The 20565-nt window shown below is 58.1% G+C and carries 17 protein-coding genes; 3 read left to right on the forward strand and 14 right to left on the reverse strand.

Annotated elements, in window-relative coordinates; translation table 11 throughout:
* Positions 1 to 408: 408 nt before the first annotated feature.
* Positions 409 to 1575 (forward strand): M20 metallopeptidase family protein, encoded by a 1167-nt coding sequence (locus tag ACTNAU_RS09090; RefSeq protein WP_441098219.1) that lies wholly within the window; start codon positions 409 to 411, stop codon positions 1573 to 1575.
* Positions 1576 to 2110: 535 nt separating this feature from the next.
* On the opposite strand, the gene ACTNAU_RS09095 is transcribed toward ACTNAU_RS09090, so the two are convergent.
* From ACTNAU_RS09095 to ACTNAU_RS09140, 10 genes are all read right to left on the reverse strand, one after another.
* Positions 2111 to 2494 (reverse strand): hypothetical protein, encoded by a 384-nt coding sequence (locus ACTNAU_RS09095; RefSeq protein WP_185916068.1) that lies wholly within the window; start codon positions 2492 to 2494, stop codon positions 2111 to 2113.
* 406 nt (positions 2495 to 2900) lie between these two features.
* Positions 2901 to 3851, reverse strand: a complete 951-nt coding sequence (locus tag ACTNAU_RS09100; RefSeq protein WP_441098220.1) for a nucleoside hydrolase — start codon at positions 3849 to 3851, stop codon at positions 2901 to 2903.
* Positions 3852 to 4358: 507 nt separating this feature from the next.
* Positions 4359 to 5300 carry a nucleoside hydrolase gene (locus tag ACTNAU_RS09105; RefSeq protein ID WP_441098221.1) on the reverse strand — a complete coding sequence of 314 codons (942 nt, stop codon included), beginning with the start codon at positions 5298 to 5300 and terminating at the stop codon, positions 4359 to 4361.
* A 105-nt stretch (positions 5301 to 5405) separates the two neighbouring features.
* The gene (locus ACTNAU_RS09110; RefSeq protein WP_185916065.1) at positions 5406 to 6338 is read right to left on the reverse strand and encodes an ABC transporter permease; all 933 of its coding nucleotides are present in this window, start codon (positions 6336 to 6338) and stop codon (positions 5406 to 5408) included.
* Positions 6338 to 7417 carry an ABC transporter permease gene (locus ACTNAU_RS09115; RefSeq protein WP_441098223.1) on the reverse strand — a complete coding sequence of 360 codons (1080 nt, stop codon included), beginning with the start codon at positions 7415 to 7417 and terminating at the stop codon, positions 6338 to 6340. The genes ACTNAU_RS09110 and ACTNAU_RS09115 overlap by 1 nt, the downstream gene beginning before the upstream one ends.
* Positions 7410 to 8951 carry an ABC transporter ATP-binding protein gene (locus ACTNAU_RS09120; protein WP_353653978.1) on the reverse strand — a complete coding sequence of 514 codons (1542 nt, stop codon included), beginning with the start codon at positions 8949 to 8951 and terminating at the stop codon, positions 7410 to 7412. The genes ACTNAU_RS09115 and ACTNAU_RS09120 overlap by 8 nt, the downstream gene beginning before the upstream one ends.
* A 631-nt stretch (positions 8952 to 9582) precedes the next feature.
* Entirely contained in the window at positions 9583 to 10680 is a 1098-nt protein-coding gene (locus ACTNAU_RS09125) for a BMP family ABC transporter substrate-binding protein (RefSeq protein ID WP_185916062.1), read from the reverse strand.
* 541 nt (positions 10681 to 11221) lie between these two features.
* Positions 11222 to 12316 carry a BMP family ABC transporter substrate-binding protein gene (locus tag ACTNAU_RS09130; RefSeq protein ID WP_185916061.1) on the reverse strand — a complete coding sequence of 365 codons (1095 nt, stop codon included), beginning with the start codon at positions 12314 to 12316 and terminating at the stop codon, positions 11222 to 11224.
* Between the two features lie 332 nt (positions 12317 to 12648).
* Positions 12649 to 13752: a BMP family lipoprotein gene (locus ACTNAU_RS09135; RefSeq protein ID WP_185916060.1), complete on the reverse strand. Its 1104-nt coding sequence runs from the start codon at positions 13750 to 13752 to the stop codon at positions 12649 to 12651.
* Positions 13753 to 14224: 472 nt separating this feature from the next.
* On the reverse strand, positions 14225 to 15106 hold the full coding sequence (locus tag ACTNAU_RS09140) for a DegV family protein (RefSeq protein ID WP_441098224.1): 882 nt from the start codon (positions 15104 to 15106) through the stop codon (positions 14225 to 14227).
* A gap of 200 nt (positions 15107 to 15306) precedes the next feature.
* Here ACTNAU_RS09140 and ACTNAU_RS09145 point away from each other — a divergent pair, with 200 nt between their 5' ends.
* Entirely contained in the window at positions 15307 to 16863 is a 1557-nt protein-coding gene (locus ACTNAU_RS09145; RefSeq protein WP_185916058.1) for a Na+/H+ antiporter NhaC family protein, read from the forward strand.
* Between the two features lie 73 nt (positions 16864 to 16936).
* On the forward strand, positions 16937 to 17218 hold the full coding sequence (locus ACTNAU_RS09150) for a hypothetical protein (protein ID WP_216402239.1): 282 nt from the start codon (positions 16937 to 16939) through the stop codon (positions 17216 to 17218).
* Between the two features lie 260 nt (positions 17219 to 17478).
* Here ACTNAU_RS09150 and ACTNAU_RS09155 read toward each other — a convergent pair whose 3' ends face one another.
* The 4 genes from ACTNAU_RS09155 to ACTNAU_RS09170 all read right to left on the reverse strand — a co-directional run bounded on the left by ACTNAU_RS09155 (position 17479) and on the right by ACTNAU_RS09170 (position 20423).
* Positions 17479 to 18234, reverse strand: coding sequence for an EFR1 family ferrodoxin (locus ACTNAU_RS09155; protein WP_441098226.1), 756 nt, complete (start codon positions 18232 to 18234; stop codon positions 17479 to 17481).
* Complete coding sequence (locus ACTNAU_RS09160; RefSeq protein ID WP_441098227.1) at positions 18231 to 18596, reverse strand: ArsR/SmtB family transcription factor; 366 nt, start codon at positions 18594 to 18596, stop codon at positions 18231 to 18233. The genes ACTNAU_RS09155 and ACTNAU_RS09160 overlap by 4 nt, the downstream gene beginning before the upstream one ends.
* 12 nt (positions 18597 to 18608) lie before the next feature.
* Entirely contained in the window at positions 18609 to 19382 is a 774-nt protein-coding gene (locus tag ACTNAU_RS09165) for a nitroreductase family protein (RefSeq protein WP_441098228.1), read from the reverse strand.
* Positions 19383 to 19649: 267 nt separating this feature from the next.
* A complete protein-coding gene (locus ACTNAU_RS09170; RefSeq protein WP_441098229.1) occupies positions 19650 to 20423 on the reverse strand; it encodes a hypothetical protein in 774 nt (257 codons plus the stop codon).
* Between the last annotated feature and the right edge of the window lie 142 nt (positions 20424 to 20565).

The following is a 20565-nucleotide window of genomic DNA, read 5'->3' on the forward strand; positions in this document are numbered from 1 at the left end:
TCTCCCACATCTGGCAGCAAATTTTCTTCTATCTCTGGAGGATGTCAAAAAGCGGCGATAGGCATCGCCGTTTTTCCGGCCGATCGGCCATTTCTCCTCGCCACATAGAGGCATTCTTCCCCCCAAGGAGCAACCTGCTGCAGAAAAAAACCGACTTTATTAAAAGAGGGCATCCCTTCCTTTGACCAGTTGCACCAGCACAGGCCACCCGGCTGGCCTGGCGACTCGATTGCTCCGGCCTTTCGAGAAATGCACAGAAAGTCGCGGACTTGTGCCGCCTTTTGTCCGCGATTGACAGGCTTTTTGTCCGGCCGTATAATAAGTGAGGAAGTGCTGTAAAGCAGTAAAATAATTGCACTGCCCCCTTATCCGCGACCGCGGGGCAGCTGCTATTGGGAGGAAAAACAGATGGATCTGCATCAACTTGTCAAATCGCATGAGTCGTACGTGGTGGAGCGCAGACGGGAATTTCACATGCACCCCGAGCTGAGCTTGCAGGAGGAGTGGACCTCCGGCCGCATTGCCGAGGAGCTGGGCGCCATGGGCATCCCCTACGAGATCGTGGGCCGCCGCAATGTGGTGGGCGTCATCGAGGGGGGAAAGCCGGGCAAATCCCTGGCCATCCGCGCCGACTTCGACGCCCTCCCCATAGAAGAGGAGACCGACGTCCCCTACAAATCCCAAATTCCCGGCTGCATGCACGCCTGCGGCCACGACGCCCACGCCGCCATGCTGCTGGGCACCGGCAAGGCCCTGCTGGAAATCAAAGACCAGCTGGCGGGGAGGGTCTATCTCTGCTTCCAAATCGCCGAGGAGGCCGGCCAGGGCGCCGACGAGATCGTGGAGTACCTGCAGGGCAAGGGCGGGGTCGATCAGGCCATCGGCATCCACGTGCTGGGCGACCTGAACCCCGGTACCCTTGAACTGGTGCCCGGCGCCCGCCTCTCCGGTGCGGAGATTTTCTACATCGATGTCAAGGGGGTGGGGGGCCACGGCTCCCGGCCCGACCTGACCGTCGACCCCATCAAGGCCACGGTGGACTGCTATCAGCGGCTCATCACCATCCCCGTCAACCACCACAGCATGTTTGACACCTGCGTGGTCAGCCCCTGCGCCATCAAATCGGGGGACCGCTTCAACATCATCCCCGAGACCGGCCACATCGAGGGCACTATCCGCTACTACAAGTACGGCGACGGGCAGAGGGTGCTGGAAAAGATCCGCCAGACCTGTGAAGGGGTCTGCGCCTCCCACGGCTGCACCGTCGAGGTGACCAGCGCGGTCGCCGCCAAGTTCCCCCTCATCAACGACCCCGCCGCCACCGAGGCCGGCCGCCAGATTGCCCAGGAAATGGGGCTGGAACTGGTCGACGGCAGAGACCCCTCCGCCGCCTCCGACAACTTCGCTGAATTTCTGGCCGCCTTCCCCGGCTTCTACGCCAACCTGGGCTGCCACTCCACCCGTCCCGGCACCTCTGGCAACCACCACAACCCCACCTTTGATGTGGACGAGAGCGCCCTTCCCCTGGGAACCGAGTTCTTTGTCCGCTACGCCGCCTCCTTCCTGGGCGAGTAGGCGCCTTTCCCCCGCATGCCAAGAGGGCGCTGCACAGATTTTTGTGCAGCGCCCTCTTTTCTATCCGCATCGCCACCCCCTCTATTTCTCTTGGCGCGGTTCTTGTTTGTCAAGATGCATAGGCCCTCAGGGCCGACAAGGCGACATTCCCCCGAACAGCTGGCAGGATAGTTGACAGCCGCTCCCAGCGCAAAGCCATTGCCCCTCCCCGACAGATCATCCCCCGCACCTGACCGCGCACAGATGGGAAAACAGGCGATATGCCCGCCTTCAAGAGTGGGTATATCGCCTGTTTTTCTATCTGTTTTGCCAGAGAGAGGGCAGAACGCCTCTCCTCTCCGCCAGCGAACCCGAGGGCCCATACCGGGCTGCAGAGGCTGCACGAACGAGAGGTTTCGTGCCCTTCGAGCTGGAAAGGGGAGCGAAAAAGCCCAGCCCATCAGTGCCAGCAACTCCACCAGGTGCTTTGGCCCCTCCTCCCGGGGAAATGCAGTCAAAGCCGACGGCCGCGCCGGAAAATGGCTCTCGAACGCTGTCAGGAGAGAAGGATACCGGCCTTGTCCGCCATGAATTTCATCCACCGGTCCCGCTTCATCATCGAGACTTTGTCGGTCACTGTCTCCCCTGTTTTCGCGTCCTCATGGGTGATGGCAATGCCAATGGGCATCAGGCTCTGGGAGCACTTTCCCAGCTCGCGGATGGTCTTATAGGGGATGATGAGGTTTTCCTCCAGCAGCCCCGTTGTGACGATCAGCCGCTCCTCTGTAAAATAGGCCCAGCCCTGTTTCCATCTGCCCATCTTCCCGACCAGGCGCTCCACATAACTGGCCTGCAGGAAATCAACCAGGGTATCCTCCGGTTCCATGGCGCCCAACTCCACCAGTTTCGCCTTCTGTTTCTCCAATTTTGCTGTGCTCATCTGTTTCTACCTCCTATTTCTTTATCTGTCCTATTTGGGTAAAATGTCTACCCCTATTCTATCACCATTTCAAAGATATGCAAATAGGCAGTTTTTTGCAAGGTGTTGATCCTCAAAAAAAGCGGTTAACAGGCGCTTGTCCCCCTGTGTCCAACTGCTTCAATTCATTCCCAAATCTGTGCAATTCCCCAAATAAGAGACCGCCAGGCAAGCTGCAAAAGGCATCTGTTTTTACCCATTGAGAAGGAGGGCCCTCAAGCCCCCACAGACAGTTCCGCCCCCGCCTTGCGGCAGTCGGCCTGCAAAGACAGGATACTTTTCCCAGCGCCAAGCCGGACGTCCTCCCCCCTTCTTTGCACAAAAAAACGCGGCTGCGCACTGCGGCCGCGCTCTTTTATTCCGGCTGCTATTGGGCGTAGACTTCCGCCATCTTGTAAAAGAGGTCGACAAATTTCTGGCGGTCGGCGCTCTTGACCACCCGGCAGTTGGGGGTCTTGCCCGCCCGGTTGCGGTAGTCCACCACCGTCCGGCCCATGCAGGGGCCGTGGGTCTCCACCGACACGGGCAGACACTCGTAAGTAAAGAGGTCCTCGTCCAACAGGGCGGCAATGGTCACCGCGTCGCAGGGGCCGTATTTGCCGGCATAGGGGGTGCCCGCCATCCGCTTGCGGCGCTCCCCATCCCGCTTGGCCATAAAGTCAAAGAAGCACTCGCTGTACCGATTTCTCATCCCCACAAAGGCGTCGTACTCCTCGTCGGTGAGGTAACTCATGTGACAGGCGTCCAGGTCAATCATGGTCATGGGGATTCCCGCCTGGAAGACAATTTCCGCCGCATGGGGGTCAGCCCAGATGTTGAACTCGCCGTAGGGAGAATGGTTGCCCGCCGTCTGGGCGCCACCCATAATGGTCAGGTGCTTGATCAACCCCTTCAGTTCGGGGTACTTGAGAAGGGCAACGGCGATGTTGGTCAGGGGACCTACCGCGGCGACCTGCATCTCGCCCTCTGCCTTTTTGCACTCTTCATAGATGACGTCCCAGGCGGGCAGGGGATCTACCTCCTTGTCGGTCTCGGGCAGCTCCAGCCCCCCCATTCCGTTTTTCCCGTGGGCCATCTCCGCCGTCTCCTGGGGCACGATCAGCGGCTTTTCCGCTCCAGCCGCCACCCGGGTCTCGGTCAACCCCATCATCCCGGCCAGACGGCGGGCATTTTCCAGGGTGTAGTGCAGGGGTACATTTCCCGCCACTGCGGTGATGGCGCGAATCTCCACCCGGTCGCTGGAATTCGCCAGCAGCAGGCAAAAAGCGTCGTCCACACCCGGGTCGGTGTCAATGATCAGGGGAATCCTCTTTTCCAAATGAATCATACTCCTCTCAAATGGCGGTCTGCCCGCCTGTTATACCAGTCGACAGAGAGCGCCCTTGGAAAGCGCTCTCTTTTGTGACAGTTCGCCGGCCTGTGTGGCCAGCTGTCAGCCGGTTCCTCAGTGTCGGCTGCCCAGCTCTCAATATATCCAAGTTTTCAGTTTCTGCGGCAATCGGCTTGGCCCCTTGGGGGATCTTCCCGGCCGGCACTGTTTTCGCCTTTGCAGACCCTGGCCGCAGGGCGTTCTCCTGAACGCCGGAGAGGGAGTTCCCCTCTGGCCGCGCCAGCTGGCCCGGCCCCCCGCACGGCCATCGGGTGCCGCTTGCCTGTTGAAAGCACTCACGTCCATCCGGCTGCACCAAGGCGGTTTTGATCACGGGACTGTCCTGGTGACAAGCTCCCCTCCGGCTCCTAGCTCTTTGCCCTGCAAGGCGAATTGCAATGGGCATTGCCGTATGCCGCGGCCATCTGCCGCCGGTCTCCCATGCGGTTTTAACACTTAAGCGGCCTGTTCGTCGTAATGGTGCAATAGCTCTTTGATGAGATCGACAAAGGCCTCCCGGTCAATGTCCAATCCCACATCGCAGTTGGGCTCTTTGCCGGTGACGCCGCGAAAATCGGTCACCGTACAGCCCACCGTGTGCTCGCCGTCCAGGTCGACCGAGACATTGAGGTGTTCTGTCCGGCAGATGGTGGGGTCGATGACCCAGGCCACAGCCACCGGGTCGTGCAGAGGGGTCTCATTGACGCCAATGGACTTGTAGTAACTCGAGAAGAAATCCAGCAGATCGGCCACCATCACCGCTGCCCGATTGCCAATGGCCCGGAAGTCGGCGATGTCGCTGTCCCGAATCAGTGCCTTGTGGGTGATGTCGATGCCGCACATGGTGACGGGGATGCCGGAGGAAAAGACCAGGTGAGTCGCCTCCGGGTCCTGCCAGGTGTTGAATTCAGTGGTTGGGGTGCGGTTGCCGCTGATGGCGGCCCCGCCCATCAGGGAAATGCGGCTGATCTTCGCCTTGAGTTCCGGGTGAGCCAAAAAGAGGGTGGCGATATTGGTCAGGGGGCCCAGGGGGATCAGGGTGACCGGACGGTCACACCCTTCAATCAACCGGCGCATAAATTCGACTGCGTGGGTGGAAACGGGTTTGGAGTGCGGGGGCGGCAGCGTCGGGCCGTCCAGCCCGCTCTCTCCGTGCACATTGGCCGCCACCGTCAGCTCCCTGCAGATGGGGCCCTCGGCCCCCACGGCCACCGGCACCTCTTTGCCAATGTAGTCGAGCACTGTCAGGCAGTTCTTGGTGATCTTCTCCAGGGTCTGGTTGCCCCCCACCAGGGTCACTCCCAGCACCTCCAACTTCTCGCTGGCCAGCGCCATGGTGAGGGCGATGGCGTCGTCGTGCCCAGGGTCGCAGTCGATAATAACGGGGATTTTCTCCACAGATGTCTCCTCCTTTGAAAAGCTGCAGCCATTTGGGTCGGCTGCCTTGGAAAAAACAAATGGATAGCCAAACAGCTATCCATTTGCAAGGTATTCGGATTTTGACTATCTGGACATGCGGAGCTTTTTGATTTTCGCTTCGCGGCGGATAGCGTAGACGATCAGGCCGATCAGGGTGACGAAGTAAGGGATCATCAAAACCAGCTGATAGGGGATCTTCAGCGACTGCAGGATGGTGGCAATAGCTTCAGCAGCGCCAAACAGCATGGCGGCCAGCATGGTGCCAACAGGATGCGAGTTGCCGAGGTTCATAGCAGCCAGGGCGATGAAGCCACGGCCAGAGGTCATCTCACGCTGGAACCAGGTCACATAGTCCATGGAGAGGTAGGCGCCGCCCAGAGAAGCGAAGAAGCCGCAGATGATCAGAGACATGGCTTTGATTCTCTTGACGTTGACGCCGACAGACTCAGCGGCATCGGGGTTCTCGCCGACTGCACGGATCCGCAGACCAATGGCGGTCTTGAACAGCAGGAAGGCGGCGATGAACACACAGATGAAGGCAAAGTAAGTCAGGATGCTGTGCCCGGAAAGGATTTCGCCCAGAACAGGGATATTCTTGATCAGGGGGATGTCGATGCTGGGCATTTTGTAGCTGGTCAGCTTTGTTGATGTGCCCTTCTCACCCGTTATCATAAACAGTACGAATATGGTAAGACCGGAGACGAAGGTGTTCAAAGCGGTACCGGCAAGCACCATGTTGGATTTCATGTAAATGCCGTCCCAAGCGAGGATGGCAGCAATCAAAACGCCTACCAGAATGGCGGCCAGAACGCCGGTCCAGAGGCTTCCACCGTAGTGGCACCCGAGAACGCCGCCCAAAGCTGCGGCCAGCATAGTACCTTCCAAGTTCAGGTTCAGAACGCCTGCTCTTGCAGTAAAGATAGCGCCCAGAGAAGCCAGCAGGATGGGGGTTGTAAAACGCAGAGCAGCTTTCAGGGTAGCCCAACTAAACAGAGTCGAAAAAATCTGTTCTAACATTACTTCGCAACCTCCTTCACAGCAATCTGTTTCTGAGCATTCTTAACGATGAGCTTGTGTTTCCACTTGGCCAGGAACATGTCGGCGGCAACCAGCATGATGACAACGCCCTGGATGATGAACACGAACTCGATGGGCATATCGGTAACACGGGACATGACGTCAGCACCGGTACGGATGTATGCCAGGAACAGAGCAGACAGGGGAACCATCGCGGGGTTGTAGCGAGCCAGGATGCCGACCATCAGAGCGTCGTTGCCGTAGGTCGGGGGAGCTTCCCAGGTGAACCGGGTGAACAGACCCATCATCTCGACAGAGCCGCCGATACCGGAGATGACACCGCCGATAATCTGAGAGTACATCATAACGGAGGCAACCGCGATGCCGGAGTACTTGGCGAAATCCTGGTTCTGGCCGACTGCGCGAATGGCGTAGCCCCATTTGGTTTTGTAAAGGAGCAGGTAAGCGAAGACCACGACCAGGGCGCAGACGATGATGCCGGTGTGAATGCGGGTGCCCTTGATCAGAACGGTCAGCTTGGCGGACTTATAGAACTCGTAGGATGCGTTGAAGCCTGCGTCTTTATCTTTGAAGATGTAAATCAAGAAGTAGGCGACAAAGTTGTTGACGATGTAGTTGAGCATCAGGGAAGAAACGACCTCAGAGGCCTTCCATTTCACCTTCATGAAGGCGGGAACAGCGGCGATGGCACCACCGATGATAGCGCCCATGAAGATGACCAGCAGGCTGTGCAGGCCCTTCGGCAGCTTCACGTAGATGGCAAACCAGGAGCTCAAGCAGGCCGCCAGGAAGAAGGAGGACTGGGTGATCATGGAGAACTGGTTGGCCGAGTACATGATGGCAACACCGACGCCGCAGAAGGTCAGGGGGATTGCCAGCTCAATGACGTTTGCCATCCGGCGGACGGACTGCAGAGGCCCGATCAGGAAGACCTTGAAGGTCTCAAACGGGTCTTTACTGACCATCAGGATGAGGATAAACGCAATTACAAAAGAAATGAGAACACAGAGAACGGTTTTGAAAAAGTCAAAGCGTTTTTCAATTTGTTTACTAGTCATAGCAGACCCTCCCGATTTCCTCGTCGGACATTCTCTTCAGGCCCAGCATGTACTCACCAAGAATGAAGTCGGTGACCTGAGAGGCATCTTCAAAGTAGGCAACGATCTCGCCGCCGCACATGACAACCAAGCTGTCGCTCAATTCCAGCGCTTCGTTGAGGTCTGCGGTGATCAGCAGAACAGCCGCGCCGTTATCTCTCAGCTCGACGAGCTTTCTGCGGATAAACTCGGTGGCGCCGACGTCGATGCCGCGGGTGGGCTGGTTGGCGACGATCAGGCGGGTCTCGCCGGAGAACTCTCTGGCGACGACGACCTTCTGCATGTTGCCGCCGGAGAGCATCCGGACCGGCTCATTGCGGTCGCCACATTTGACCAGGAACTCCTTGATGAGCTCGTCTACTTCGGTGTCGAGCTTTTTGTTGTTCATCAGGGGGCCCTGCTTGTAGTCTTTCTTGTAATAGCGGTCAGAGATGATGTTGTCCTTGACCGACAGGTTCTCGGAGCAGCCGTAGGTCATGCGGTCCTCAGAGATGTGGGCGACGCCCATCTCGCGGATCTGGCGGATGGACTTGCCGCGGATGGACTGGCCGTCGATGGTGATCTCGCCGTTGTTCAGCGGCAGCAGGCCGGTGATGATCTCGGAGATCTCGCGCTGGCCGTTGCCCTCAACGCCGGCAATGCCGACGATCTCGCCCTTGCGGACACTGGCGCTGAAGCCCTTAACGATGTCGCGGCCCTCTTCGTCTTTATATGTAAGGTCGCGGATCTTCAGCACGGTCTCTGCGGGCTGAGCTTTGGTCTTGTCGATCTTCAGCATGACGTCGCGGCCGACCATCATCCGGGAGATATCCTGCTGGGTCACGTCTGCCACGATGGCGGTGCCCACGGATTTGCCCAGGCGCAGGACGGTCAGGCGGTCGCAGAGCTCTTTGACCTCGTCCAGGTGGTGAGAGATGAAGATGATCGTATGGCCCAGCTCTTTCAGGTGGCGCAGCTGCACGAACAGCTCGGCGGTCTCCTGCGGGGTCAGAACGGCGGTGGGCTCGTCGAGGATCAGGATCTCGGCGCCGCGGATCAGAGCTTTGAGGATCTCGACTTTCTGCTTGTTGCCGACAGCCAGCTCCTCCACTTTTCTGGTGACGTCCAGCTTGAAGCCGTATTTCTCACAGGCTTCCTGGGCGACCTTGTTGGCCTGTGCCATGTTCAGCGGCCCGAACTTGCCGAACTTTTTGGGCTCCATGCCCAGAATCAGGTTTTCAGCGATGGTCAAAGAGGGGCAGAGCATAAAGTGCTGCCAAACCATGCCGACCCCAAGGGCGATGGCCTCCAGGGGGTTGTTGATTTTGACCTCTTCTCCCTTGATGACAATGCGGCCTTCTTCGGGGGTTTCACTACCGAAGAGGACCTTCATCAAGGTGGACTTGCCAGCGCCGTTCTCGCCACACAGCGCGTGGATCTCGCCCTTATTAACGGACAATGTTACGTCTTTGTTGGCCACAAAGCCATTGGCGTACACTTTGGTAATGTTGTCCATTAATAGAATTTCTTCTGGCATACAATCACCTCGTACTTACCTTTAAACGGCCTGCCTTTTGACAGGACATTTGCAGTAGATTTTCGTGATTTCGGGCGCTCGGGACACCCAAAGATTAGCACTGTAAACCGCGGCCGCACCAAACGCCGCACGGCACCCAATACTAATTTCACTATCATAAATTCTAACCAATTTGCTTGGAAATGTAAACAGGGAATGAAGAAAACCTCTTTATAGCACATATATGGCTTTTGGATTTTATGCAAGTTGTCAATTTCTGAATTTTTGCTAAGAGGAATGTTTGAAAATATCTAGATAAAATTGCCATAAACATTAAAAACAAACTGAACTTAATTTGTATAACTGTATAGATGATTGCAGTTTTGCAGCGGTCCCCTCTTGTCAAATATAACAGTTTCCTCATTTTTACAGTTCGTTCACAACTTTGTTATCCAACATGAGTTTCCTGCTGTTTCCCCCGCTTATCAATCCCTTTCATTTTACTGAAAACTTTTTCCATGCCCTTTGAAGAAAAATTGCTTTTTAGCAAACAAGCGGTTTGTGTTGCAGTGCTGACACAAAAAAGAAGGGCGGATTCTCCGCCCTTCTCTTTTATTTCTGAATGAACAGTTTACGGTTTCACAGAGTCACGGCGCTTGTTCAGCTCTTCCTGAGCCATGCCGTAACCGGTGGTGACCTTCACCTTGCCGCTCTTGATGTCCTCGCGGGCAGCGTTCACAGCGTCTTTGCACTCCTGAGGAGCATTCTTCTGGTAGTAGTCGTTCTCGGCGATGTCGGCAACGCCCTTCTCAACACCCCAGTCCTCACGGGTGCCGTAGTAGGTGGCAGTGCCGTTGTAGGTGTCGGTGATGGCGGTCTCCAGAGCCACGTTCACTCTCTTCTCGGAAGAGGTGATGATGACCTTGGCGATCTCGGGTTTCTCGTCTTTGAAGAACTCGTACTGGTCAGCGTCCACGCCAACACCCCAGATTCCCTTCTCCTGGCAGGCCTGGAACACGCCCAGCCCAGCGCCACCGGCGACCTGGTGCAGAACGTCAGCGTTGTTGTTGTTGACCATCATCAGAGAGAACTCTTTGGCCTTGGGGGCGTCGGTGTAAGAACCGTTGTAGACCATGGCGACCTTGCCGTTGGCGTCAGCTCTCTGGACACCTTCGATGAAGCCGACCAGGAAGTCGTTGATAACGGGGGCTTCCATGCCGCCGACAAAACCGACAGTCTTGGTCTTGCTCAGGGTGATGGCGAAAACGCCGGCCAGGTAGTCACTCTCGCACTGGCGGAAGGTAATGGCGAAGACATTGGACATCTTAATATCGGTGCCCGGCTCGATGTCGAAGCAGACGAACTTGGTGTTGGGCCACTCATCGGCGTGTCTCTCGAGGATCTCGAGGAACTCGTTGCCGGAGAAGATGATCATGTCGTACGCATCAGCGCTGTCCAGCAGAGTGGGCTCCATCTTGGATTTGTCGGTGCCGTACTCAACTGCCTTGTAGGTGATGCCCAGCTTTTCGCCGGCGGACTTGACACCCTCGTAGGAGATGTCGTTGAAGGACTTGTCGCCCAGGTTACCACAGATGAAGCCAACACTCTTGATGGCGCCCTCTTTGGCGTCGCCACCGGCGTTGCCTTCATCCTTGCTGTCGCCGCAACCGGTCAGGGCCAAACCCGCGACCATGGTCACCGCCAGCAGCATTGCCAGAAGTTTTTTCATTCGAATAGCCTCCCCATAAAAATACTTGAGATGGGTTTTTCCATGTTTGCAGTATAATCCTTTCGTAACAATTCGTCAATAAAATCGAACCGTTTTCTCTAATATGGAACAAAAACTCGATCTTTTTTTGTGCACGATTTATATAAAACCATAAATTCCATTTAAAAGTTACCCTTCCTTATATAAATAGGCGTTTCATTCCCAACTTTTGTGCGATTTTTCCTATCAAATGTGATTTTTCGCAAAAATCTCTTTTGTTTTCCCCTGCGGGGAAAATAGCCCTTTCAAGCGGGGAATCGCCCCTTTTTGCAGGCGTTTTCTATGTGGTAGACCTCTGCCCAACAACTGGACAAATAGAAAAGTATCCACTTTTTTATTTCATAAAGATAAAAGCTGTTCTCCCCAACTGCCTACTCCCCATTTCCAATTTCCTTTTCCCCGTTCTTTATCCCCAACTCTCTGCAGATCTTCCCACTTCATCTGTCCAATCAAAAGGAGAGGGCGCCTACGCGCCCTCTCCTTTTGAAAGAAAGAGAAATTTCTACGGTTTTACCGAGTTGCGACGTCTGTTCAGCTCCTCTTGATCCATGCCGTAACCGGTGGTGACCTTTACCTTGCCGCTCTTGACATCTTCGCGGGCCGCGTTGACTGCGTCTTTGCAGGCCTGCGGCGCGTTGGCCTCGTAAAACTCATTTTGGGCCAGGTCGGCAACGCCCTTTTCAATGCCCCAGTCCTCCCGGGTGCCGTAGTAGGTAGCGGTGCCGTTGTAGGTGTCGGTGATGGCGGTTTCCAGCGCCACGTTCACCCTCTTTTCCGCAGAGGTGATGATGACTGCGGCGATTTCAGGTTTTTCATCTTTAAAGAACTCGTACTGATCGGCATCCACGCCAATGCCCCAAATGCCAGCCTCCTGGCAGGCCTGGAACACCCCTAATCCAGCGCCGCCGGCGACCTGGTGCAAAACGTCCGCCTTGTTCTGGTTGACCATCATCAAACAGAACTCCTTAGCTTTGGGGGCGTCGCTGTAAGAGCCGTTGTAGACCAGCGCCACCTTGCCGTTGGCGTTCACCCTCTGCACGCCCTCGATAAAGCCGACCAAAAAGTCGTTGATGACAGGGGCTTCCATCCCGCCCAGGAAACCGACCACCTTGGTATCGCTCAAGGTCATAGCAAAGGCGCCGGCCAGGTAGTCGCTCTCGCACTGGCGGAAGGTGATGGCGAAGACGTTGGCCATTTTGATTTCGGTGCCCGGCTCAATGTCAAAGGCCACAAACTTGGTATTCGGGAAATCGTCGGGGTATTTGTACAGGTACTCCAAAAATTCGTTGCCAGAAAAAATGACCATATCGTAGGTCTCCGCGCTGTCCAAAAGGGCCGGTTCCATCTTGGATTTGTCGCTGCCGTACTCCACAGCCTTATAGGTGATGCCCAACTTTTCGCCGGCGGATTTGATGCCGGCATAGGAGATGTCGATAAACGACTTGTCGCCGAGCGCGCCGGCGAGGAACGCCACGCTCTTGATGGCCCCCTCTTTGCTCTCGCCCGTTCCGCCTCCCACCTTGCTCTCGCCGCAGCCAGTCAGGAGTATCCCCACTGTCAATGTCAGTGCCAATACCAGTGCGCCAATTTTCTTCATGTCAAGCAGCCTCCTCAAAATATCCCTCTCAAGGGTGGGGTTGTTGCCTTGACCATATACTATATATAAAAATATGTCAACATGTAGATAAAATCTTCTCTCTTTTCAATTGTTATCGCCGTACATTTTGTATTCATTCAACAGAAATATCGGTAAGGGGTCCTGTTTTACCTCTCTCAACAGGGTCTTTTCTTTTGAAGGGCTTTCCCCCCGCCGCCGGATCCTCCGCGGCGCGTCCTTTCCCTGCACGCAAAAAAGAGGAGAGCGAAACCGCTCTCCTCTTTTGATTTGATTAGCCGTTTGAAAACCCGCTTGTTGAGAGACCTCTCTCTTTAGGCTTTGGCCTTGTTGCGCAGGGCGTTCAGGGTATCCTGGTCCATGCCGTAACCGGTGGAAACTTTGATGGAACCGTCGATGATGCCCTTCTTGCACTCGTCGACAAATGCGCGCTGCTCTTCGGTGGTGTTCTCTTTGTAGTAGTCGTTCTCGACCAGAACGGTAACTTCCTTCTCAACGCCCCATTTTTTGATGGTGCCGAAGTCGCTGGTGTCGCCGTTGCAGGTGCGGGTGACGATGTCCTCGATGGCAATGTCGTTGCGCTTGAGCATGGAGGTCAGAATGACGTTGGCGATCTCGGGCTTGGAGTCCACGAAGAACTGCCGCTGGTCGGCGTCAACGCCGATGCCCCAGACACCCTTGTTGTCGGCCGCAGCCTCGAACACGCCCAGGCCAGCGCCGCCGGCCACGCCGTGCAGAACGTCCGCCTTGTTGGTGGTGATCTGAAGGAGAGCAAACTCTTTGGCCTTGGGGGCGTTGGTGTAGTCGCCCACGAAGGCGATGGCGACCTTGCCGTCAGCCTTGGCGTGGAGAGCGCCCTCGATGTAGCCGACCATGAAGTCGTTGATGACGGGGGCCTCAGCGCCGCCGACAAAGCCGATGACGCCGGTCTTGGAGATCTTCATAGCCAGCGCGCCGGCCAGGAAGTCGCCCTCGTTCTGGGCGTAGGTGATGCAGAAGATGTTGGGGAACTTGGGGTCTTTGTCGGGGTCGATGTCAAAGCCGACAAACTTCACGTCGGAGAACTCCTCCGCGTGGCGCTGGATCAGCTCCAGCTGCTCGCCGCTGGAGAAGAAGACCATGTCAAAGTTCTCAGCCGCGTCCAGGAAAGCGGGCTCCATCTTGGACTTGTCGGTGCCGTACTCGATGACCTTGTACTCCAGGCCCAGTTTCTTGCCGGAGTTGACAATGCCGTCGTTGGCGATGTCGTTAAAGGATTTGTCGCCCAGGTTGGTGGTGACAAAGCAGATGCTCTTGATGCCGCCCTTGCTGTCGCCGCTGCTGTCGCCAGTACCCTTGTCTTTGCTGTCGCCGCAGCCAACGAGCGCCAGAGAGGCGATCATGGTCACGGCAAGCAAAGATGCCAGTAATTTTTTCATTTTGAAACCTCCTCCAAATGGTTCCCCGCGCCACACGGGGATTGTCAAACGGGTTTTGCTGTAACTAATTTTAGTCAGCTGGGAATGCCTTGTCAATTCAATTGACCTATCTTTGCCGATTTCCATTAAAAGCAATTTCGATTTTTGTACATTTTCCCTTTTTATATGTAAGTTGTTCATATGAGAAACCGTTTTTACATTTCATTGTAGTAAAATGCTACAACTTTCTTGTCAAAGATTTCTTTCTCCCCCTGTTTCCGGCGGCCGCCCCAAAATGTGCAAACTGCATGCAACTATCATTTTCGCTAAAAACATTCAATAACTTTCACCCTGCGACCGCTTCCTTTCCCGGGCGAAAATGCGCGAAGTCTCCCCTCTTTCAGGCGCGGGGCAGCTGCCCCTTTTTTCAGTGCAAAAAAGGGCACCTTCACCCACTGTATGAAGGCGCCCTTCTATTCATTTTTCCCGCTGTTTACATGTCCCGCTTGTCGCCGAGGAAGAAGATGGCCATGGTGCCGCAGCCGGTGTGGCTGCCGATGACCGGGCCGATGTAGTTGATGTACACCTCTTTGACGCCAAAGCGCTGCTTGATCTGCTTGGCCGTCTGCTGGGCGTCCTCCAGGCAGTCGGCGTGGCAGATGTAGACCACATCGTTGTCCTCCTTGACAAACTTCTCTTCCATGGTCTTGAGCAGGGACTCGATCCCCGCCTTGCGGCCCCGCGCCTTGCCCACCGGGATGAGCTTGCCCTCGTTGTTGACGTGGATGATGGGCTTGATGCCCAGCATGGTGCCAAAGACCGCCGCCGTCTTGGAGACGCGGCCGCCCCGCTGCAGGTGGTGCAGGTCGTCGGCGATGACCTGGTGGCACAGGCGCAGCTTGTTGTGCTCGGTCCACTGGGCCACCTCTTCCATGCTCTTGCCCTCGGCCTGTAGGCGGCGCATGTGGTGGTAGAGCAGCCCCTCCCCCAGGGAGGCGCAGAGGGAGTCGATGACGGTGATCTTGCGCTCGGGGTATTTCTCCCGCAGCTCGTCGGCGGCCACCATCATGCTGCCGCAGGTGCCGCTAAGGCCGGAGGTAAAGGCCAGGTGGAGGATGTCGTACCCCTGCTGCAAAAGGGGCTCAAAGAAGCGGATCCCCTCCTCCGGGGTGACCTGCGAGGTGGTGGGCATGGCCCCCGCCCGCAGGGCGTCGTAAAAGGCCTTGTAGTCGCCCGTTTCGGTGGCGTTGAGGTCGGGGTGGCTCACCCCGTCCAACACGTAGGAGAGGGGGACCATGTGAATGTCGTGTTCCTTTATATAAGCGGGGTCAAAATCGGTGGTGGAATCGGTGGTGATGAGATAGGTGTTTTCCATGTTGGATACCTCCCTGTTTGTTGTCTACATTTTATAGTATCTGCACTGGGAAATCAAGGCAAACCCATTTTCCCCACTTTTTCTCCAAGGCCGCCTTCAAAAAGATGTGCAGTTTGTCGGCACAATTGTTTTTCCCCCCAAATTGTGATAAAATTTGATAAGCTGTGTCGATTTCAGCAAAACTAAAGGAGGTCATCGCTATGGAGCACTTCGGCTTCTGGTCCCTGCTCCCCCCCATTTTGGCCATCGTTCTGGCCCTCATCACCAAAGAAGTCATCTCCTCGCTGCTGGTGGGCATCCTCTCGGGCCTGCTCATCTACACCGGCGGCAATCCCCTTCAGGCCCTGGTGGAACTCTTCTCCCTCATGACAACCAAAATCGGCGAAAATGCCTATATGATCGTCTTTCTCTCCCTCTTGGGCGCTCTGGTCTGCGTCATCACCATGTCCGGCGGCTCCCGCTCCTACGGAGAGTGGGCCACCAAAAAAATCAAAAAGCGCTCCAGCGCCATGCTGGCCACCAGCGGGCTGGGCCTGCTCATCTTTATTGACGACTACTTCAACTGCCTCACCGTGGGCACCGTGATGCGCCCCATCACCGACAAGCACCTGATCTCCCGGGTCAAGCTGGCCTATGTGATCGACGCCACCGCCGCCCCCATCTGCGCCATCGCCCCCATCTCTAGCTTTGCGGCCTACGCCATCTCGGTGCTGGCGGACACCGGCGCCACCCAGAGCGGGATGACCACCTTTTTGCAGTCGGTCCCCTTCAACCTCTACGCCATCCTCACCATCGTCATGGTGCTCGCCCTCTCCCTCTGCCAGCTGGACTTCGGCCCGATGGAGCGCTTTGAGAAGGCCGCCCGGGAAGGGCGGGAGGTAAAGGGCAGCAAGGCCGCCCACTCGCAGGACGAGCTGGACGGGATCGTCCCCTCGGAGAAGGGGCGGATCTGGGACCTGGTCCTCCCCATCGTCGCCCTGGTCCTCTTCACCGTGTCCTCCATGCTCTGGACCGGCGGCTTCGGCACTGTAGTGGATGGCGAAAAGGTCGGCCTGATGGCCGCCTTCGGCAACACCGACTCCAACGCCTCCCTCGCCTACGGGGCGTTTGGCGCCCTGGTCGTGGCCCTGCTCCTCTACCTGCCCCGGCGGCTGATGACCTATAAAGAGTTCTTTGCCGGCATCAACTCCGGCTTCAAGTCCATGACCAGCGCCATCACCATCATGGTGCTGGCCTGGTCCATCGGCGGCGTCTGCACCGAGTACCTGCTCACCGGGCAGTTCGTGGGCGAGCTGGTGCGCTCCTCCCACTTTCCGCTGCAGTTCTTCCCGGCCATCATCTTCGCAGTGGCGGGGGGCCTCGCCTTCGCCACCGGCACCTCCTGGGGGACCTTCGCCATGCTCATCCCCATCTCGGTGGAGATCTCCCGCTACTCGGCGCCGGAGCTGATCCCCATCATCTTCGCCGCCATCCTGGCGGGGGCGGTCTACGGCGACCACTGCTCCCCCATCTCCGACACCACCATCCTCTCCTCCGCGGGGGCCGGGTGCAACCACATCGATCACGTCTCCACCCAGCTGCCCTATGCCACCCTGGCCGCCGGCTGCTGCTTTGTGGGCTTTTTGGTGGCGGGCTTCACCGCCAACGCCCTCCTCACCCTGGCGGTGGCTGTGGCCCTGCTGCTGCTCTCCCTCCTCTTCCTCCACCGCCGCACCATGAAAAAAGAGCGGGCCGAGGCAGAGGCGGCCGGCCGCTAGACAGACGCCCCTCCCGGCAAATCCATCCGCCCCGCGCGGGCAAGCACACACGACCTTGGAAAGGGGAACTTTTATGGACAACGAATCGCTGGTCCGCGCCTCCTACATGGCGGGGCAGACCCTGGTATACGCCCTGCTGATGCTCATTGCGGTCTTTATTGTCCGCAAGCTCATCAGCAACCACTACAAGAAAAAGCAACAGCAAAAAGAGGAGTTCAACCGGGCCAACAGCCGCGCCTACGACGGGCCGGTGGAAAAGCTGGAGATCCAGCCCCAGCCCCCGGAGTCCCCTGCCGAGCACCTGGAGATCCGGGAGCCGGAGGGAGACGATGCCCCTCCAGAAGGCGACCGATAATTTAGACAAAACAGGGCCGGTGGAGCAGTATTTGGCTCCACCGGCCCTGTTTTTGCGCCCTCCCCTGTGCGGAGAAATCGCGAAGGAGGAAGCCCTCTGCGCCCAGAGGGACCCCTTGGGGCGACAGCGGCTATCAGCACCCGCTTCCCCCGTCGGGGGACAGTGGACGCCCCGTGCCGGGGCCACCGCCCTTCCCCCCTTTGCAGGGCAAGGGGGAGAAGGGCCCCCGGCCCTGTGCCCTCTTTTTCTCCCCAGCGCGCCTATTGCGCCCTTTTGGGACAGGTGTAGCGCGGCAGGCCCCTGCTGTGCCGCCCGTACTCAATGGCCTCTTTGGGGCAGCGGCAGATACAGGCCATGCAGTGGGTACAGCGGTCCCCCCACACCGGTTTTCCGCCCGCCAGGCGGACATTGTCGAGGGGGCAGACGTCGACGCATCTGCCGCAGGAGATACAGTCGTCGGTGGTGGAAAACTTCTTGGCGCGGACAAACAGGGGGTAAAAGAGCCGGTTGACCAACCCGCTGTTGACCCGGTCGCCGAAGGAGACCTCTGGCGCGGGAAGATCCTCGCCGCCCTTGAGGAGGCGGGCCGCGCTCTCGATCACCCTGTCTGCCTTCTCCATCGCCCGCAGCGCCTCCTCCCTGGTCGGGGTGGTGAACAGGGCGAGGTAGTTTTCGGGCATCGCGATTTCCATGCAGCCGCGGTAGTTCATCCCCTTTTGGGCGCAGAGCTCCGCCAGGTATTGCCCCGCATTGCCGATGCTCCCGCCGCAGGTCATGGCAAAATAGAGCTCCGCGCTCCCGGCGAGGCGGGTGCGCTCCAGCCACCGCTGCAAAAGGCGGGGGATCCGCCAGGCATACGTCGGGGCCACGACCACCCAGGGGCGCTGGGAGCGCAACTCTGAAAAGTCGTCGCCCCGGATCGCCTCAAAGAGGTTCAGGACCTCGTCGTCGATCGCCCGCCCCAGCTTTTGGGCGACATACTCGCTGTTTCCCGTCCCCGAAAAATACAAAATCATCCTTCTTCCCCCTCCGATGGCGCGCCGATGTGCTGGATGCTCGAATAGACGCGGCCCACCAAATCGGCCATCTCTTTCCACCGCGTCTCGTCGGCGCTCAAATAGTAGTAGTGCTTCGTCCCCTCCCGGCGCATGGCGACGATGCCAGTCTCTTTCAATATCTTCAGGTGGTGGGAGACAGAAGGGCGGGTGAGGTGGGTTTTCTGGGCGATCTCCCCCACCCGGATCCCGGCCAAATCGCTCTCCAACAGCGCCAGCAAAAGGGACTGCCTCGTCTCGTCGCCGATCGCCGTAAAGGCATCCCGGCACCGCCGAAAGCCGTCGGCGAGCTGCCGGCAGGTTTCCTCGCACCCCTTTTCCATTTCCGATCCCCCCTATAAATAGCGCGCGTCCAGCGCCCGGTGAGGGGTCGACCGCAGATACTTGACGCCCGGATAGCCGAGCACCAGCGTCATGGCCACCCGTTTCCCCTTGGGGACGCCGAGCACCTGCTTTATCTTTCGCGAAACGCGGGCGGCCATGGTAAAAAAGCCGCTGTACAGCACGCCCAAGCCGTTTGCCTCTGCGACAAACTCCATATTCTGCGCGGCGAGGACGCCATTCGTCGGATCGTTTGCCAGGATGGCGATGGCGATCGGGGCGTGAAAGAAGAAAAAGTGATCGTCGATCCGGCTGTTCCTCGCCAGCGGGCTAAACCAGCCCGCGATCGGCCGCACCGCCCTGAACAGCTTGACCGCCATCCCCTCCACGCGGTCTTTTTCCCTGTCGAGGACAACGAAGGAGAGGTCCTGCGCATTCTTTGCCGTGTGGGTGAGCCGTCCCGCCTCTAAAACCTGTGCCAGCACCTCCCGCGGGATCTCCCTCTGCTGAAAGGTGCGGATGCTCCTGCGAAAGCGGATGGCGTCCAAAACGTCGTCGGGACAGAGGCGGACATCCCCCTTTTTCTCGATCTGTCCGTCCCCGCAGCCCACCATGGAAATGGCCTTTTGCGGGCAGACTGCCGAGCACTGCCCGCAAAAGATGCAGTCCTCCCCTATTGTGCCCGCTTTTTGACCGCTGACGGCAATGTTGCGGGCGACGCAGACCCGGCTGCACAGACCACACCCCACACAGCGTTCTGTGTCAATGAGCACCTGGCGCTGTTTCATCTCTCCCCACCCTTTCGTCAACCTTCTTTAACTGTTATAACAGAGAGGCAGGGGCAACGCAACATCGGTAAAGAAATTGGTTCCCATCCGGCCCAAAATGGGCTCGCTGTCACCCGACATCCCCCGCCAGGGCAGGTGTGGCTTTTCCACAGGAAGGGGATAAAGGCGTCGCCCAGACGGCAAATGGGGCGGCGGCACAGCCCTCTTGGCCGCGCCGCCGCCCCATATCCACTTCCGCGTTCCCCATTTGGGGGGCGCATGTTTTTGTCAGCTCTCCAGGGCAGGGCGGTAGTCCGGGTCCCGCCGCTTGAGGATAAAGTCGGCCAGGATCAGCTGGGCCATCCCCATATAGCTGTTGACATAGGCCAGGTAGAGCGAGCAGGCCAGCCGCACTCCAACGGCTGCCCACAGGCCGTAGCCCTCCGCCGCCATCCCCGCCAGTTCCGGCGGCACGATCCAGAGGATAAAGGAGAGGATGAGGACGATCACCTGTGCAAAGTTGTGGCGCATGGCCTTGCAGGAGGCCGCCACCGACTGCAGGGGGTCGCGCCGGGGCGACAGGGCCTGGCAGTACTTGGCCAGGAGGACAAAGAGGGAAAAGATGACCGCCAGCAGGGAGAAGATCGTCAGCACCAGCCCGGTGCCCAGCCCCCCAGTGCCCCGAACGGCCATCAGCCCGTCGGCCCGGCTCAGCAGGGCGGAAAAAAAGCTCATCAGCACGTCGGTGCAGAGGCCCAGGACCAGCGCCCGCCAAAGGCGGCCGGGGGCCGTGTAAAACCAAAAGAGGTCGGCCATGCGGGCCCGCTCCTCCTCCCGCACCCGCCAGAGGGCGCGCACAAACCCCAGCGAGAGGGGGAAGAGCAGCCATTTGACCGCCGGCGAGACCAGGGTCAGCCCCAGGGTCAATGCCTCCCCCTGGGGGAGAAAATAGCCCACCGCGCCCCCCGCTGTCACCAGGAGGGAGTAGACCAGCGCCACCAGATAGAGCCCCCTCTGGCCCCGGCAGAGCTCCTTCGCCTGCCGCTTGATCTCCTGTGTCAAAACAGACCCCTCCCCCGCGCCGCATCTGCGGCCGCAATGTAGTGAAAAGTATAGCACATCCGCCCGGCCCGGACAAGGTCTGCCCCAGACAGAGAGGGGGGGGGGGGGGGGGGGGGGGGCGCCCCCCCCGCCGGGGGCCCGG

Source organism: Bittarella sp. HCP28S3_D9 (assembly GCF_052065655.1).
Lineage (GTDB): Bacteria > Bacillota > Clostridia > Oscillospirales > Ruminococcaceae > Bittarella > Bittarella massiliensis.